Genomic DNA, 17,152 nt, shown 5'->3' with positions numbered 1-17,152 from the left:
GTTATACCTAACAACTATTTCTGGTTATCAGATAGTTCTGATACAGAAGTTGGAAAATACGTATCCTCGTGCGTATACCCAATTTCGGCCACACGGGAAGCCCGATAGCGGTAAATAGCCGGGTCGGTCGGGGCCTCGGTCGCTAAGCCATCGACGTAGCGGTTGAACAGGCAGAACGCAGCCGAAATCAGGACCGTGTCATGAATATCGCGGTCGGTGGCTCCCTCGGCGCGGGCGGCTTCGACCTGTTCAGTCGTAACGTATTTACCACCCTGCTGCACACTTCCCGCAATGGTGAGCAAGGCTTTCATTTTGGGTGAAATATTGGCCCGTTGGTAATCGCCTTTTACCGATTGAATCAGGCTCCAGTCCGGTCCGCCGTTGCGGTCGCCGAGGTGATGGCTGGCAATGGCGCCGTGTACCGTCTGGCAGAAATAACAGTCGTTCAGCGACGACACGTAGGTGGCAATCAGTTCGCGCTCGCCTTTGCTGAGGGTTTGGTCGGGCAGGTCGGCGTTTTGCACCAGCAGCCGGTTAGCCAGCTCATTGAGCGGGCGGGCCGTTTCGGGACTGAACGCCATTGGCCCGCGAATGCCGGGCAGTCCGGCGGGTAGTTCGATATGTGGCATAATTCTTGTTATTTTGCGGTGGAAAAATAGTCGCCCGGCCGCAAAGCAGCCGGGGACTATGCACTCTGTAACCTATGATAAATTTGTGACGAGGCTGGCCAAACGGTCAGCCCTTGTTATTTTTTCCAGTTTAACTGATTGACCCGCCGACCGATGGCGTAGCCCATCCGCAAGCCTTCCTGGCAATCCATGCGGTAATGAACCCCCAGCGGAATGCGCGAGTAGGCGTTCTCCTCGGCCATTTCGTAGAAATTGTTGAACGACCGGGGCTTGCCAATGAACTCGGTGCGGCCTTCGTGGCAGCGGTCGGTCATGGCATAATTGATCCCATAAATATCGGTCAATACTTCAGCAGCTACCGCCCCAAAACTCGAATGGCCTGAAGGATATGCTGGAAAGGGTGGGGTAACACCATTCAGAGCCGCAATCGGATTGTTGAGCTTTGGTCGCCACTTGGGATCAATGGTTCGCTGAATATAGGAGATGGGCCGCTCGACATTGTATACGTATTTAGAATTCCAGCAGGCTACCCCTATGTCGCTCAGGCCAATCCCCACTTTAGCGTAGGTATAGGCCGCTTTTTGAAGCGATACGTTCTCTTTTTTGATGATCTGCTGCGCGATAGCCAACCAGCGACCAGCCGGCTCAAAGGTGAGTTTATAAATGTCGTCGCTCCAGAATTCGGCAATCCACTGCTGTTCGTAGGAAATAGGCGTTGTTACATTATAAATTTCCAGACCCTGCACGAAGAGAGGTGTCATCACCGACGTTCCGTACGCCAGCGGAGGCTTCGCTAATTTTTCGCTCTCGGTGGCCACAAAGGTTCTGACCTTTCCCCAGTAAGGAAGCAAAGCCTTGCCAAAGTCGGGGGCGGTTGGCTGCCATTTGCCCACGCCCGTTGGTGGTACGTAGTCGCCAGGCTGGTTACGCAGGTGCGCTTCATGACCGGCAACATCGGTTTTCGAGTAAGCAAACACAGCCTCGGCCATCTCCCGGCCAAACGCCTTCGAACGGGTCAGTTCGTCGGCTTCACCGGTGCTAACCGTGAGTTTCTTATACAACTCCTCAATTTTGGCTTTGTCAGCCTCGACAACGTGCGGGAAGAAGTTTTTCATCATTACGTAGTACGTTTCGTTAACGGCTACGTCCCAGCGGTATGATTTTCCCGCCTGTGGTTTTGGCACGGTTAGCCCGGCAAAGCGAGAAGCGACAGACTGATACTCCGTTGACGCCGGTATAACGGTTTCATAACCCGCCAGGCTAATGTAGCCCAGCGACCGGGCCGCAACGGGCGGTCGATAGCCGGGGGCATAGCGTTCAACATCTAAAAATAAATCCATCCACTGAACCGCTACAGCCGCGTCGGTTTTGTCCACCGAATTGGATGGAGCTACGTCGGGGTCTTTATTCGTCTGGCAGGCTGCCACCACCCAGATGCAAGTGATAATGAATGCTTTACGCAACAGGGTTCCAGCAATCCATTGGCTGGTGAAATGAGTGCTTGTTTTCATGACTAAACATGGTGAGAGTGATTACTTTTTTTCCATCTTTCTATGTATACGGGTTAGTCACGTATTGATTAAGCTTTGTTAGTTCGGGAGTTGATACCCGATGGTTCCCATTCGTTCGCCCATCGCTTCGTAAGTTGCCGGGTCAGTTGGGGTGAGCGAGGCCAGCCCATCGACATAGCGGTTATACATGCAGAAAGAAGCGGTAATCAGCACCGTATCGTGAATGTCGCCATCGGTAGCTCCTTCATTGCGGGCTACTGCTACCAATTCATCCGAAACAGTACGAGCATCAGCCCGAACATGATCGGCAATGGTCAGCAGCGTTTTTAATTTCGCTGAAATAGGCGCGGTATTAGGGTCGGCCAGGACTTTATCGACTATATCGCGCTCATCGGCGTAGAGATAGCGGGCCGCTGCTGCGTGGCTGTTCATGCAGAAATCCGTCGCGTTGCGGCTCGACACAAAAGCCGCAATCAGTTCGCGCTCGGCATCGCTGAGCGTGCTATCGGGCGAACAGGCCCGGAGCAGGGCCTGCGCCAACTCATACAGAGACTGACCCGTATCTGGGCGGTACATGACGAGACTCCGAATACCGGGAACGCCGTCGGGAAGAGGTATGTGAGGCATAATCAATGAGTGAATTGTTGAATGAGCGAATAGCTTACCGGCGAAACCAAATAGCTGCGAACGCGATGACGAAGGCGGCTGAGAACAGGGTGAGGGCGTTGCCGTAGCCGCCCATGACCGTCACCAGCGAACCGACGAACAGCACCGCTGTGGCCGTAAACAACCGGCCAATGTTGAAGCAGAAACCCGTAGCTGTGCCGCGAATGGGAGCCGGAAACAAAGCCGGTACATAACTCGACAGCGACCCCTGACTAATGCCGAAAAACAGCGAGAGCAAGGCCAGTTCACCATAAATAATGGGCGTGAACGTCCGGTTCGTCAGGAACAGCAAACCACAGGCCAGTATACAACCGGCAAAGGTGACCAGCAACGTTCGGCGCGGACCCAGTCGGGCGACTAAAAAACCCGATACGATACCGCCCAGAATACCGCCCACACCCAGCAGCAACATGGTGATGCCACGTTCGGTCTGGCCGGTTTGTCCTGATGGCAACAGCGATTGTACCCAGGTCGGTATCCACGAGAAAATGCCCCAAAGGCCAATCAGCACTGACCCGAAAATAACGGCTCCGCTAATCACATTGCCTTTGTTTTCAACGCTGAATAAGTTGGGTTTGGCAGTTTGTGTATCCCTGCGTTCGCGTTGCCAGGTGGCTGATTCGGGCAGGAATAGCCAAACCAGAATAGCGATGACGACTGGCACCGCACCGATGCCAAACGCCGACCGCCAGTCCCCGAAACCACTCGCCAGACCGCCTGTTGCCACAATGCCAACCGGAAACATCGTTGCCAGCACACCCAGCGCCACAGGCCGCGACGACATGGGCCAAACCTCTGACAGATAGACCGTTGCTACCAATAAAATGCCACCAACGCCCGCTCCGGTTAACGCCCGCAGGAGCAACAGGACGTATTCATTGGGTACAAAAGCCGTTGCCAGCATTGACCCGCCACAGAGACCCGTTGCTAATGCCAACGCCCTGACTCGCCCCACCCGGTCGGTCACTGGCCCAAACAGCAGCCCGCCAATCATCCAGCCGTACAGAAAAGCAGCACTAATCCAGGCCCCAACATTGCTTACTTGAGCCGCCGTAGTGGTGCTGCCGAGCAGTTGCGGCACGGCCATCGGCAAGTAGGTAGCCATAAGCGTGCTGGCCGTTCCGCCAAAAACATACGCCAAAGCGCACAGCATAAATCCCAGCCAGGGTAAGGCCGTCTGTCGCTCCTGATTCACTAAAAGTTGGCTTGTTTCCATTGTGATTCGTTTAGAAACTATCTAAAAATACCCCCAACCCCCTGAAGGGGACTTTGCTCACTCGCGGATTAAGCCCCCTTCAGGAGGTTGGGGGTGTTTTCAGGCTGATCAGATTATAATTTTTTAGCCTTCTGAGCTAAACCGTTTAGGTCTGAAGGTTCTCACCGTAATATACTCTGGTCGAAGGTAAGCGACACGTAATACAGCGCACCCACCGCCGACGAGCCGTAGGCCTGCACCACATAGTTATTGAAGAGATTACTGCCGCCCACTTTCAGCACTGTTTTCAGAACGGGCATCCGGTAACTCATCTGGGCATCGACGAGCGAATAGGCGGGAATGCGACCGGGCCGGTTTTCGTTGAAGGTGCTATACCAGTCGAAAGACTCCTGCCAGTGCCAGGCGACGCTGAACCCCAGCCGGTTCGTAAGCCGGTCGTTACTCAGCACCACATTGGTTTTGAAGTGGGGCGTGTTGAACGCCGGAATGTTGTTAGGATTGGCATCCAGGATGTTGAACTGCGCCCAGGTTGCGTTGGCTTCGATGCGGTAGTTCCGGTTGAGCAGGGCTGTCAATCCCGCGCTGGCTCCGTCGGTCGAAACGCGGTCAGCAGCGTTGGTGTAGAGTTGAAACGCCTGCCGGTTGGCCGCTGTCAGAATGTCGGCAGCAGCCGCTGGGTTCACGCTGCCATCGGGCAGTAACACCGGACTGTTGGGCCGGATAACCACCTGATTAACAATGAAATTACGGTACTGGCCGTGGTAATAACTCACGTCGAACAGCAGCCGGGGCGTCAGCAGACTTTTATAGCCTAACTCAAAGACCTGCGACTGCTCGGCCCGGCTGCGCGGCACGTCTGACTTTACCAACTTGTCTTTGTTGGCTGCTACGGCCTGCGGAAAGGCCGTTCCCGAACCCACCGCCTGCCCGAAAGCCGAACCAAACGCGCCCACCGAAGCCGCCGTGAACGAGTTTTCGTAGGCATTCAGTCCTGCCGTATTCGCCGGAGCCGAGCCGAGGATAATGATAGGGCCAACATTCAACTTGATAAACTGGTCGGGCACGGTCGGGTTGCGGAAACCCGTTTGGTAGCTGGCCCGGAAGTGATGGGCATCGGAAGGCGAAAAAACGGCTGCGGCACGGGGCGTAAAGTTGCCCGCGAAGTTCTGGTTCTTGTCGTAGCGGCCCGACAGTGTAACCTTTAGCTTATCCTGCAACAGGGTTTTGGATGCCTGCACAAACACGCCTGCTTCCGACACGCGGATTTTATTGACCTTATCGTCGAACAGGGTGCCTTCCGAGTTCATGTCGAAATAGCGCACGTTGCCGCCAGCCTGAACGCTTGCTACTTTTAGTGCCGACGTGAAATCGTATACCCCTTCAACGTGATATAACTTGCTCTTACTCAGTACACCAGCTCCCTGCAAACCGGCAATGTCGATGTATTTTTGTTTCTCGCGGTCGAAGTCAGCCGAGCCGGGCGTTAGTCGTCCCTGGTCAGCGAAGGCACGGGCCGCCGTGTGGTCGCTGGGCGAAATGCCGGATGCCTGCCCGCCGAAAGCCGCGCCGTAACGGGCAAACCAGGTGGCATCGGCCTTGTCGGGCGTAACGATGTTGCCAGCCAAATCCCGCACCCACGTCCGGTTGATGAGTTGCCCCAGCGACCGGGTGTTGTAGGAGTTCTGCGAATTTTCGGCGGTGGAGTAGGCCCGCACGAAGAAGTTTTTGCCGCGTAGTTCGAGCCGGTGCTGCGTTAACTGAAAATCGTTGAGCATAAACCGGCTGCTGCCCGTATAGTTGACCGTTCCCTGCCCAAAGTTCAGGGCATAAATCAGTTCGGTATTCGGCCTGATTCGGTAGTGAACGGCCCCGCCGAGTTTCAAACTATAGACGTTGTAGTTAGTCAGGTCGGTTTCGGTATAGCCCGTGCGCGACACCCGCCCGATGCCCGGCAGCGACTGCGCCACTTCGTCGCCGTAGATGTTGAGCGCGTTCCGGCCGGGGTTGGTTTGCCCGCGTCCTTCGGGGTTTGTGTTCGGGTCAATGTCCGTATAATCAGCGGCATACCAGTCGCGTCCGGCCAGATACGACGCATTCACTTTAAATGCGAACCGATTGCCAAATGCCTTCGCATACCGCACTGCCGACTCAGTAAAAAGTTTGGGTGTATCGCCGGTGGGGTCGTTTATGTGGTTGATACCCACTTTTTGCTGCACACTCAGCCCCTGATGGGCAAACGGGCTTTTCGTGCGGATGTAAAGCAGTCCGTTGAACGCCACGGGGCCGTATAATGCCGAAGCCGCGCCCGGAATCAACTCCGCCGATTCGAGGTCAAGGTCCGACGTGCCGTTCTGGTTCGCTACCGACCAACCCAACCCCGGCGATTGGTTGTCCATACCATCGACCAATTGCAGGAACCGCGTATTGCCCGTCGAGTTAAAGCCCCGCGTGTTAATCTGGCGGTAGGTCAATCCGCTCGTCACCATATCCACGCCTTTCACGTTGTTGAGAGCCTCGAAGTAGTTGGGAGCCGCCGACCGCTGCACGGCGCGGGCGTCGAGTTTTTCGATGCTCACCGACGACCGTAACAGGCTTTCCTCCACCCGCGACGCTGCCACAACTACCGTCTTCAACTGGTTATCGGCCCCAACCAGTGCAACGTCAATCGGCTTAGTATCAGCCGGAACCGCGACGGTTTGGGTTTCCTGTCCCACCATCGAAACAATTAATTTTAGGCTCTTTGTTTGGCTGGCTATCAGCGTGAAGCGTCCCTCGGCATCGGTTACGGTGCCGGTCTGCTGGCCTTTAATCTGCACTGTCGAACCGGCCAGTGGTTGCCCAGACGCAGCATCGCGCACCACGCCCGTAATCTGACGTGACTGCGCCAGCGCAGCAGCACAAGTCAGTAGTGTTACCGCCAGAGCGATAACGAGTTGTATATATTTCATGTGTGTTTTATCTGAATGGATGAGATAAAAGAATTCCGGCCCGACGAAAACAGGATTTTCGACAGGGAATCGTTTAGGCCAATTTTGAAGAGCGTTGACTGAAGGAAAGGACTTTGACAAAGTTTCGAACTTTGTCAAAGCCCTTTCCTTCAGTCAACGCTCTTCAGCCACCGGATAGCCCCCCGGCGGGCGAACGTAGCCCCGTCCGGTAATGCGTTCGCCGAGCATCTGATAAAATGCCGGGTCGGTTGGGGCTACGGTTGCCAGTCCATCTACGTACTTGTTGTAGAGGCAGAACAGGGCGGCAATCAGGACCGTGTCGTGAATCTCGCGGTCGGTAGCACCGGCTTCGCGGGCGCGGGCAACGGCTTCGGGCGTTACGGCTAAGCCACTTTGCTGCGTGAGGGCGGCAATCTGGAGCAACGCCTTCATTTTCTCGCTCACCGGGGCCGTTTCGATGTCGTGCTTCACTGCGCGGGTTGTTTCATCCTCGCCCAGCAGCAGGTCGGCGGCTTTGGTATGGGCCGCGTCACAGAAGTTCGTGCAGTTACGTGACGACACCAGCGCGGCAATCAGTTCGCGCTCACCCGGAGATAGGCTTGACTCGCCCCGCAGCAAAAGCTGGGTGAGTTCACGAATTGGCTTTGCGGTATCTAAGCGATATTCGAGCAGGCCCGTAATGCCGGGTAGCTGCTCAGGAAGTGGCAGATGTGGCATACGTTAGGCTATTGAAGCTGTTTCGTAATCTGGTAGAAATCAGCGACGGAAAATCCCTCGGCAACTTTACCATCCCGAATCGTAAACCGCGCAAACCCCGGCACTGAAAACGGCTTACCCGTTGGTGCCGACGCCAGAAACGCGCTGCTGTGCGTCCCCATAAAATTCGCTTTCAGGAATACCGCATCGCCCTCACTAACGACCTCCGTAATTTCAATGCGAAATCCGGCAAACGTATTGTCCAGTTTGCCCATCATGGCGGTCAGGCCGTCGATGCCCTGCACCGTTACGCCCAGCGAGTTCCGAAAACTCACATCGGGCGTAATCACAGTTTTTAGAAATGCGACATCGCGGGCATTCAGCAGCGCGTTAAAGAAAGCTACCGCCGTTTTTCCATTCGCCGACGAAACCGACAGGGCATTATTTTTCTTGATAAGGCCCTCATTTTTCTGGGCAACACCCGTATTCAGGGCGGTATATTGGGCCGAGGCAAAGCGCGGCCCGGCCAGCAGCAAAACTGCCACCAGCAAGGTGATTTTCAGGAAGTTCATAAGATAATGATGAATGATGAATTATAAATGATGAATGATTCTACTTAGGCGCAGGGCAAGTCGTATGTCCAACGGCAATTCATCATTCATCATTTATAATTCATCATTAAATTAGAGTCCCGACCCGTCGGCTTTGCCCCGCGTGATGGCGTAGGCACCGATGTTTTTGCCACATTGAAGACCCGATTCGCAATCCGACCGGAAGTGAATCATGCCGTAAATCCGCGATTCCGACGCTTCTTTAGCCTGTGCGTCAAATTCAGCCGCCCGGTCTGGAAACACGTAGGAGAGTACCGCAGCCGCTGCACCTGAGAAGGTCGAATGCCCCGACGTGTAGGACGGGAAATTCGGCAGACCTACCGACGTTTTCACGCCAAACTGTTGCGGGCGGGGGGTGTAGTAGTAATACTTGGTTTCCCAGCAGCATACACCCGCATCCATCAGGGTTGTATTCACTAAGGCCAGCGTCCGGGCCATGCGAACTTCGCTGTACTTGCTCTCGTGGGCGGCATTGGCGGCCGTGCGGCTCCAGTGGCCGGGGGGCGTGTAACTGCCCGCCCCATCGGCCCAGTAGTTGGCAATCCGCGCCTGCTCACGGGTCTGGCTTTTGTTAATAGCTTTCAGCTCGTCCAGCTCTTTGGTAAACTCGGCACTACCTGCCAATGGTGCCGGACCCGGCCGAAGTTTCACTAAGGTAGCCCGGTCAAAGTTCCAGAGTACCACTGCTCCGTAGTTCGGCAGCATCGGTGGGCGAAGCGGACTTTCCTGACTAACCCACACCTCGCTTATCCCACGACCTTTGGCGGCTTCGATAAAGCCAGCCGTAAGGGTCTGGTTGTTAGCCGCGCTCATCCCATCCGTTTTGGCGCGTCCCATCACTTTAGCCGCCACCTGATTACCTAAATCGGCACCGGCAGTTAAGTCGCTCGTGACGTTCATACCCGCCCACAGACGGCTGTTGCGGTGTTCAGCTAATTTGGCATCTAAGAAAGGACCTTCGCCGGGAAACATGGCTTTCAGTACGGTATACGATGCAGCCGCAACCACGGCATCCTCCGACGGATAGGACGGCAGGGCCGACGTGGGCAACGCGACCCGAACCGTGGCATCGACTTTCGCCGGGGCCGACCGCTTGAACTTGTATTTGAAATTCCAGGCCGATACCAGCGCGTCGTACTGCGCCACGCTCAGATAAGCCAGCGCACGGGCCGTATAGGGCGGGTTGGCAAATGGAAACCTCGGGTCGGCCAGCGGATTGGCGGCATCCGGCACCGGATACTTGCCATCAGCGTTCGACGCGGGCGGCACGTTATAGCGGGCGGCTAATTCGCGGGCAATCTCGTTCCAGCGATACACCGCTCCTGCTCCCCAATAGACGACGGCTTCCTGCTGCTCCTGCGTTAAACTCGCTGACTTCGATTTCAGTTCGGCCAGTTCGGCCTGGTATTCAGCCGACGAGGTAGATGTCGGTGAGGCCAGGGTCACGTCGGTCGGCGCGGTTAGCACGTAGGTTTTCCAGGTACCCGCTTTGTCGTCGACGCTGGCGGGCGTATAGCCTACGCGCTGCGGTTCCGAAATACTTTTATCGCAGGAGAGCAATGCCCCTGACAAGCCGGCAACTACGCCACCGATGATAAGGAAATGACTATATTTTTTCATGATGTTACGGCTTGGTTTTAAAATTAATCTGATACAGCAGCCCTACCATGTAACTGGTACTCTGCCCTACGTTCAGCCCATCGACTACGTAGCCGACGCGGGCATTAACGCCGATGTTGCGGGGCTGTACTTTGCCATACCAACCCACCGACGTAGCCTGCATGTTGTTGGTCAGGTAAGGCATATCGTTCCGGCGAATGTTGTCGCCATCTAAACAAGCGATGCGCTCAGCCCACACTTCGGTTTGCCAGCCTTTGCGGAGAACGCCCAGGCGGAGGGCTGCATCGTAGGTGTTGGGTACCTGAACCTGATTCGTATTGTAGACGCGGTCGTTGGCCTGATAGGAATCCTGGTCAATCCTGCTATTACTCCGCCAGCCGTAGCTGCCATGCGCCGTCAGGTAGAGGCCTGATTTGGGTTCCCGGTAGTTGGCCAGCAACCGCCCGGTGAAGGTACGGCACTGCATACCAATCGACATCGGCATAAAACTGGGCACGTAATCACCCACCGGAATCGACCCACCCACGATGGCATTCAGTGAGAAACCACCTGCCTGCACCGCTTTTACTTTCAGCCAGGCGGAGAGGTCCTGCACACCTTTCTGTCCCATTAGATTGCCCGCGCTGGTGCTGGTCCAGACATAAGGAATGCTCAGGATGATGTTGACCCGTTTGCTGATACCAAAAGCAGGCATGACCATCACGCTCTGTGTCGTGTGTGTGCCGATGTTAAAATTTTCGCGCTTGAGGGTGTTTTCCCAGTATTGATTCCAGGAACTGTGCCCATACATGACGGCGGTGCATAATTGATTTTTACCCATATAAATCGCATCGTGGGGCATCTGGGCGTGAGCCGCAACGGAGGCCAGCAACGAAGCAATGGTCAGACTTTTTAGACGTAGTTTCATCGAAGTAATAATGTACAGTTACATTTAGTTGAGTTGCCGGGCAATTCCTGCATAGGGTTGAAACCCGATGAAAAAATCGCCCGGCAACTATTTAGCACTTAGAACCAACGCGATACGTTGACGGAAATCAAATAATCGGCAAACGCAGCGTCGCCTTGTTTCACGCCCAGGGGATCTAACCGGTCGGAGTAGCTTTTGATCCGGTTGCGATAAACAGCTACCGGCACCGTTGCCGCTACCGATGTTTTGTGGCGCATGTAGGACAGCCCCGGTTCTACCGAAACAATGTACCCTGGCCGACGGAAGCCCGCGCTGCCACCAAAGGCATCGATGGCTGGTACGCCTTCGACCCGGCCACCCAGCATAACGGCCAAACCCGGAATCGCTTTGATCGACTGGCTTAGGCCAATGCGGGCAGCAAACTGGTCGGCAACCGAGAATTTGCCCGTTACCAAATCAATGGTCGTGGCTGATGGATTCCGCACCGTGCTGTTGGTTTCGCGTGGGTTGAACAGATAAAACCCATTCGCATAAGCCGTGAGGGAGCTGTTTAGCTGAGCATATCCCTGAAGTTCAACACTGGCGCCAACACCGCCATCGCCAAGTTGAATCGACTGATCGACCGGCTGATTGATGGTGTAATCTACCCCTTCTTTGGTCAGTTTATGAAAATCGTCGGTCACGCTGTAATTTCCCGTTGGCAATTTTACCCCTAACCCTACCGACAGGTTAGCTTTCGGGAGTTTAACCGGGTTTATGAGCCAGTAACTGCCCGAAATACGCAAATCGCCAATTCCCTGCGAACCGGTGTGAAACCGTTGTTGCTGCGGATTTTGTGTGGCAGAATTACCATAATGTTCGTAGAGCGACGAGCGGTCGTTATCCTGAATCGGCAGGTTGACTGAGAACGAAAGCCGCTGATTGACCATGTAGGTAATCCCCAAATCGATAGCGTGCGAAACGTTGATAACCTGGGTGCCCTGTTCGACGCGCTGTTTCTGCTCTGCATCGCCCACGAAGTGTTTATAGGAACGAAAGAAGCGGTACCCCGCCGATACCTGCCAGTGGCCGGTGCGCTGTTTGAAATAATCGGCTGAACCGGCCGGTGCCGAGCAGCTCATGTGGCGAACGGCCACGCAACCCTGCGCCGACGCAGACGCCTGAGAAATCAATATATAGGCAACTGCCAGAACGATAGTATAAATCGTTTTCATAGATAAAATGTCTTGGAAAGATGAATACAGAACAGCCACGCTACCGGGCGAAAGCAACACAATGGTTTGCTATTGTCAGATAGCAACCCTCATGCTTACTCGCTGGACACTGTAAGTAACAGATCCGAATAACGCTGGCAAAAAACATTTGGGTTAAACCTGTCGAAACACAGGTCATGATCATCTGTCGTGTACAGATACACCGGAGAGATTTGCGAACTATCCCTGACTCGCCTGAAGTAATGAAGAACCGTTTGGTCGGGCAGGCTACCAACTGCCTGTCGACACGAAAACGATAGCTTATACTCCATCGACCGAAATCAACGGTGGCAACAGCGTCAGGAAAAATACGTGAATACCCAGAGCGCATCGCAAAGACTGCGACAGATGATGTGCCTTAGGCTTCGGGCGGTGGCGAATGAACAGGGAGGGCGCGCGTTTCAACGACAAACGATACGTCGGGAATGCGAACAGCCTCGCGCCAGTTGGGAGAGAGAAAATTGAAAATAGCTCGCGGAGTAGGCGAGTATTCTTTTAAGAGAAATTTCAGGAATTGATTGGCTTTCTGTTGTGAATCCGTTGCACCGGCAATGTGATTGTTCAGAAACGACAGCAGGTCACTCTGCCAGAATGAGCGGCTTTCCGATTGCAGTCCGGCAATATGGAGTGTATCACCCCGGACTTCCATGCTGACCACACTAAAGTACTGCCCCCGGTAACTAAACCCGTCGGACGTTGTCCGGGTGATGGCCGTCACATCGGGCTTCTCGTTCAGCGGAATCTGAAACTCAACAATGCTATCCACCGACCGGTAAACCAGCAGCCGTTCCGTCAGGTCATGCTCAGCCTGCCACCACGTACCCACGAACACCAGCACATAGGCCAGCGTGTGATACAGGAGCAAGGCAAAGAGCCCGATGGAAACTGCTTTCTTCATTACTGCAATAGGTAAACTTTTCTCAAAAATAATACTAATTTTCCAAACAACGTTTTTCCTGAGTAATTATACACAAATTTCAGGCCAATTCTATAAATCAGCAGCGGCCCGAAGGCCGTCTAACAGCGGATATATTCAGGGTGTATATAACCAGACGCCAATCTCCGACAGGTCGAAGTTAGCCGCCCAGGTAGCCTGCAGCAGATGGAGATACCGGTGGTCCTGCTGCGGATTTCGGATCAGGTTCTGGTACAGATAGCCTACTTCAATTTTACCGAACTTGCCCGTATTGTAGCCCAGCCCGCCATATAGCCAGTTTTCGCCATAAAACGCATTTTTAGAACTTATGGGGCTATTTCTGGCTCCGGTCAGGCACAGGAAAAATTCGTTGGAAGCCGATGCGTAGAAGCCTTTTGTTTTCAGTTTCGGGTCGTAGAGGGGCAGATTGACCCCTATCTGATACCGGAATAGGGTGGCATACGACCACTGATTCGTCTTCATATTCAGCGGATAACGTTCTTCATATCGCAACCGGTGCGACAGTTTCGTTCGGCCCAGCATGGGAACGTCGTGGGTGGCAACGGCCTGCGCCCATAGCCGGTTCTCGTTGACGTGCAACCCAAACAAATTGTGCTTTACGTAGGCATACCCCGCGCCAACCTGAACGTTTGGCGTGATTTTATAGCTTAAACTTGGCTGTACGTAATACTGAAGGGCGGTTGCCGGATACTCCTTATCCCGAACCGTCTGTTTAAAGGCATCAACTGTTGCCGACACATACAGGTTATACTGAAGCTTTTTGCTTAAGTTACCCGACTGCGATATGGCTGGCAGAAATCCGTAAAATACCCAATCCTGACTAAAGCTAAGGGCACTATTCAGCAACAAAACAATCAATAGAAAAAAGCGCATCGGTTAGAAGAGGCAGGTGTATCCATCATTCGTAAGCAGCCTTACCAAATAGTGTGCCAATTCAGATTGTCCTGATGTGTAATGACCCCGGTAGCCGCCACTGCGGTAGCCAATGAAACCCGCCCCGGCCTGATAATGCAATCAAAATCCGTAACTTTGTGTTACCGATACTGCATGATTTACGACAACCATAACCGCCCCATTACCTACCTCCGGCTGGCCGTAACGGACCGCTGCAACCTGCGGTGCTTTTACTGCATGCCCGAAGAAGGCATCAAATACCTGCCAAAGCATCAGGTGCTGACCTACGAGGAAATGGAACGGCTGGTTCGGGTGCTGGCCCGGCTGGGTGTGCAAAAAGTGCGTATCACCGGCGGGGAGCCCTTTGTGCGGGCGGGGCTGATGGATTTCCTGCATCGGCTGGCTCAGGTTGACGGACTTACCGATATTTCCTTAACTACGAACGGCGTGCTAACAGCCCCACATGTGACCGATTTGACCGCGCTGGGTGTGCGGTCAGTGAATTTAAGTTTGGATACCCTCGACCGCGAACGATTTCACAAAATTACCCGCCGGGATGAATTGCCCGCCGTGCTGAATACCCTCGACGCCCTGCTGTCGGTAGGTATTCAGACGAAAATCAATGCGGTGGTGATGGATGGGCAGAATATCCAGGATTTGATTCCATTGGCGGATATGACCCGCACGATGCCCGTTGATGTGCGGTTTATTGAAGAAATGCCCTTCAATGGGGAGGGAAGTCACTATCCAATCCTTTACTGGACCCATCAGCGCATTATTGACGAAATCCGGACGCATTTTCCAACACTACAAAAACTGCCTGACCCGCCGTTTTCGACCTCGGCTAATTACCAGATTCCGGGTCATCTGGGAACCATCGGTGTGATTGCTGCTTTTAGCCGGACATTCTGCGGTACCTGTAACCGCATTCGCCTGACTGCCCAGGGCACACTCAAAACCTGCCTGTATGATGAGGGCGTGCTGGACGTTCGGTCGTTGCTTAGGTCCGGCGCGTCGGACGAGGAACTGACGGGGGCCTTCCTGCACGCCTTTGCTCACCGCCCGCTGAACGGGTTCGAGGCTGAACAGCATCGGGCTGTGCGGGCTGGTGGGCTGGTTACCGAGTCGATGTCGACGATAGGGGGATAAATTATGAATAATGTAGAATGGGTTCTGTAGCCGTTATTCATTATTCATTTGTTTACAGCCGCACTGCAACGGGTACTTCGGCTAAAAATTCGTTCGTAAACAACTTATCGACATCCATACGCTGAATTAATTCGCCGTCGGGGTCGGTCAGGAGATGGTTTCGGATCATCCAGTTGACGAACGACACCCAAACCGTCCGGTGCATGAATCCCCAATGGCCTTCGCCATCTAAATAATAGCCGGAAACCATCTGCTGACTTTGCTCCACAAAATTCCGGTTGGTAAGCGATGGGTGATTGGCCGTTTTCATTAACAACCGGGCAGCTTCGTCGGGATTCTTCACCGCAAAACGGAAACCCGCTGACGTTGCATCCAGAAACCGGCGAAGCACATCGGCATTGTCAGATGCCCAGTCGCGGTGGGCCGTCAGCACAGGATTGTAGCCGTAGGGAATTTCGTAATCGTCGAACAGGAACTGGTTGAGGTTAACGCCTTCAATGTCGGCTTTCACCCCTTCCCAGGTTAGCCAGCACCAGGCGGCATCGACTTCGCGGGTTAACAGCGACCGCCAGATACCCGACCAGGGCGATTTATGCGAAACAAACTGGCCACGTCCGTCGTCATTCTGGATGAGTTGCCGGATTATATCGTCCTCATAACGAGCACCATACGACGCATACACTTTGCCATCCAGCGCCTGTGGCCGGTCAATACCGCTTTCCTGCAGGGTAACAATGGCGCTGATGTCGCGGGCCAGCAGGGTGGCTACGGCGATCAATGGAATTCCATTGCTCTGGTAGCTGATAACGCTTTCGGAGGGTGTAATGGCTAAGTGAGCATCGTTATGGGCTACCCGGCGGGATGGGGCTGTCTGGTAGTTTTCTTCATCGGGGCTGATAAACTTAACGGACAAGCCAACCTGTTCATAAGCGCCTTTGGCCTGAGCGACATAAAACCCCGTGTGGTTCGTATTTGGTGTACGGTCGAGTGCTAAACGGATTTGCGTATTCATGTGGCGCAGTAATGTTACGGCTAAGTTAACTGTACAGCCAATGGAAAGTTTTTTGCAAATGTGGGAATGTATTCTTCCAGAGGCCCATGAGAAATTTGTTTATGGATAAACAACCACAGGAGTTCTAATCGAAGCTTTGCACCATGTTCCGATACATCGTTTTTGCTTTCCACTGACCACCGGCAATAATACGCCGAACGGTGTAGAGGGGCATCTGATCGTCGCGTTTGTCGGCCAGTGTGAACGCGGCCGCGTACCCTCGTTTTTGAATTTCGGGCAGAACCTGCCTGTTCCACAGGCCAAACGGATAGGCAAAATAGTTTACTGGTTTGCCAATGATGGCTTCTAATTTGGCCTTCGGTTCCTCAACCTGGATTTTCCAATCCTCGCCCTGGTATTTTTTCACGTTGTGATGGTCCCAGGTATGGGCGCCGATGGTGTGGCCCCGATCCGACAGGTCTTTAATCTGCGTCTTATCCATGTAGGGTTGTTTCCCCCGCCGACCGATGGCCACGGTCATAATGAAGAACGCACCTTTAAAGCCGTGCTTTTCCAGAATCGGTACCGCCGTTTCGTACTGGTCGAGGTCGCCATCGTCGAAGGTGAGCATAACGGGTTTTTTTGGCAGAGCTGCGCCGGTAGTCAGATAGGCATACAGTTGATCGGGCAGGATGGTGTGGTAGCCACTGTCGGCCAGCAACTGCATCTGTTCCTGAAAAGCCGCCACCGGAATAATATAATCCTTTGCACTTTTGGAATCGCTGGCCCGCCAGTCCCGAATTTGGTGGTAACACAAAACCGGCACCTGCGGTCGGGCCAGAATCGTGGCCGCATCGGCGATTTTTCCAGCCGGAATTGACGCCGGATCAGGGGCTGTCGTCGCCGTTTCTTTCGGGCGGTCAACCGGCTTATCCGTTGATTCGGCTGTTTTGGTTTCGGTCGTTGCCGATTCGGTGGCGGCTGAACTTTTCGACTGGCAGCCCGTCAGGCCGTTGGTTAGTAGTACAGACAAGCAAAGGGCTGCTGCAAACGATAGTGTTTTCTGGGTACACATAATGAATGAATATACCCCAAACTTAGGGAAAAGTAATACGAATCGTAGC

Annotated in this window: 15 protein-coding genes; 1 reads left to right on the top strand and 14 read right to left on the bottom strand. The window is 54.0% G+C overall.

Annotated features, from left to right (window positions below):
- Nucleotides 1–14: 14 nt before the first annotated feature.
- The 12 genes from ACYVI1_RS29940 to ACYVI1_RS29885 all read right to left on the bottom strand — a co-directional run bounded on the left by ACYVI1_RS29940 (nt 15) and on the right by ACYVI1_RS29885 (nt 13,867).
- Entirely contained in the window at nt 15–629 is a 615-nt protein-coding gene (locus ACYVI1_RS29940) for a carboxymuconolactone decarboxylase family protein (RefSeq protein WP_460915189.1), read from the bottom strand.
- A gap of 116 nt (nt 630–745) precedes the next feature.
- Nucleotides 746–2,140 carry a vanadium-dependent haloperoxidase gene (locus ACYVI1_RS29935; protein WP_460915188.1) on the bottom strand — a complete coding sequence of 465 codons (1,395 nt, stop codon included), beginning with the start codon at nt 2,138–2,140 and terminating at the stop codon, nt 746–748.
- A 78-nt stretch (nt 2,141–2,218) separates the two neighbouring features.
- Nucleotides 2,219–2,767 (bottom strand): carboxymuconolactone decarboxylase family protein, encoded by a 549-nt coding sequence (locus tag ACYVI1_RS29930; protein ID WP_460915185.1) that lies wholly within the window; start codon nt 2,765–2,767, stop codon nt 2,219–2,221.
- Between the two features lie 34 nt (nt 2,768–2,801).
- The gene (locus ACYVI1_RS29925; protein ID WP_460915183.1) at nt 2,802–4,022 is read right to left on the bottom strand and encodes an MFS transporter; all 1,221 of its coding nucleotides are present in this window, start codon (nt 4,020–4,022) and stop codon (nt 2,802–2,804) included.
- Between the two features lie 161 nt (nt 4,023–4,183).
- Nucleotides 4,184–6,970, bottom strand: a complete 2,787-nt coding sequence (locus ACYVI1_RS29920) for a TonB-dependent receptor (protein ID WP_460915181.1) — start codon at nt 6,968–6,970, stop codon at nt 4,184–4,186.
- 153 nt (nt 6,971–7,123) lie between these two features.
- Nucleotides 7,124–7,687, bottom strand: a complete 564-nt coding sequence (locus ACYVI1_RS29915) for a carboxymuconolactone decarboxylase family protein (protein WP_460915179.1) — start codon at nt 7,685–7,687, stop codon at nt 7,124–7,126.
- A gap of 8 nt (nt 7,688–7,695) precedes the next feature.
- Nucleotides 7,696–8,238 (bottom strand): ester cyclase, encoded by a 543-nt coding sequence (locus ACYVI1_RS29910; protein WP_460915178.1) that lies wholly within the window; start codon nt 8,236–8,238, stop codon nt 7,696–7,698.
- Between the two features lie 111 nt (nt 8,239–8,349).
- The gene (locus ACYVI1_RS29905) at nt 8,350–9,897 is read right to left on the bottom strand and encodes a vanadium-dependent haloperoxidase (protein ID WP_460915177.1); all 1,548 of its coding nucleotides are present in this window, start codon (nt 9,895–9,897) and stop codon (nt 8,350–8,352) included.
- A gap of 4 nt (nt 9,898–9,901) precedes the next feature.
- Entirely contained in the window at nt 9,902–10,804 is a 903-nt protein-coding gene (locus ACYVI1_RS29900) for a hypothetical protein (protein WP_460915176.1), read from the bottom strand.
- Between the two features lie 98 nt (nt 10,805–10,902).
- Nucleotides 10,903–12,018, bottom strand: a complete 1,116-nt coding sequence (locus tag ACYVI1_RS29895) for a hypothetical protein (protein WP_460915174.1) — start codon at nt 12,016–12,018, stop codon at nt 10,903–10,905.
- A 397-nt stretch (nt 12,019–12,415) separates the two neighbouring features.
- Complete coding sequence (locus tag ACYVI1_RS29890) at nt 12,416–12,955, bottom strand: hypothetical protein (protein ID WP_460915173.1); 540 nt, start codon at nt 12,953–12,955, stop codon at nt 12,416–12,418.
- 135 nt (nt 12,956–13,090) lie between these two features.
- Nucleotides 13,091–13,867 (bottom strand): DUF2490 domain-containing protein, encoded by a 777-nt coding sequence (locus ACYVI1_RS29885; RefSeq protein ID WP_460915172.1) that lies wholly within the window; start codon nt 13,865–13,867, stop codon nt 13,091–13,093.
- A gap of 174 nt (nt 13,868–14,041) precedes the next feature.
- Between ACYVI1_RS29885 and moaA the strand changes: the two genes are divergently transcribed.
- A complete protein-coding gene (gene moaA, locus ACYVI1_RS29880) occupies nt 14,042–15,037 on the top strand; it encodes a GTP 3',8-cyclase MoaA (protein WP_460915170.1) in 996 nt (331 codons plus the stop codon).
- A 52-nt stretch (nt 15,038–15,089) separates the two neighbouring features.
- On the opposite strand, the gene ACYVI1_RS29875 is transcribed toward moaA, so the two are convergent.
- On the bottom strand, nt 15,090–16,049 hold the full coding sequence (locus tag ACYVI1_RS29875; protein WP_460915168.1) for an ABC transporter substrate-binding protein: 960 nt from the start codon (nt 16,047–16,049) through the stop codon (nt 15,090–15,092).
- Nucleotides 16,050–16,173: 124 nt separating this feature from the next.
- Entirely contained in the window at nt 16,174–17,103 is a 930-nt protein-coding gene (locus ACYVI1_RS29870) for a polysaccharide deacetylase family protein (RefSeq protein ID WP_460915166.1), read from the bottom strand.
- Nucleotides 17,104–17,152 lie beyond the last annotated feature (49 nt).

It is taken from the genome of Spirosoma areae, from assembly GCF_054781775.1.
Note: the sequence above shows the minus strand (reverse complement) of the source record. Positions and strands in the feature narration are given on the sequence as shown.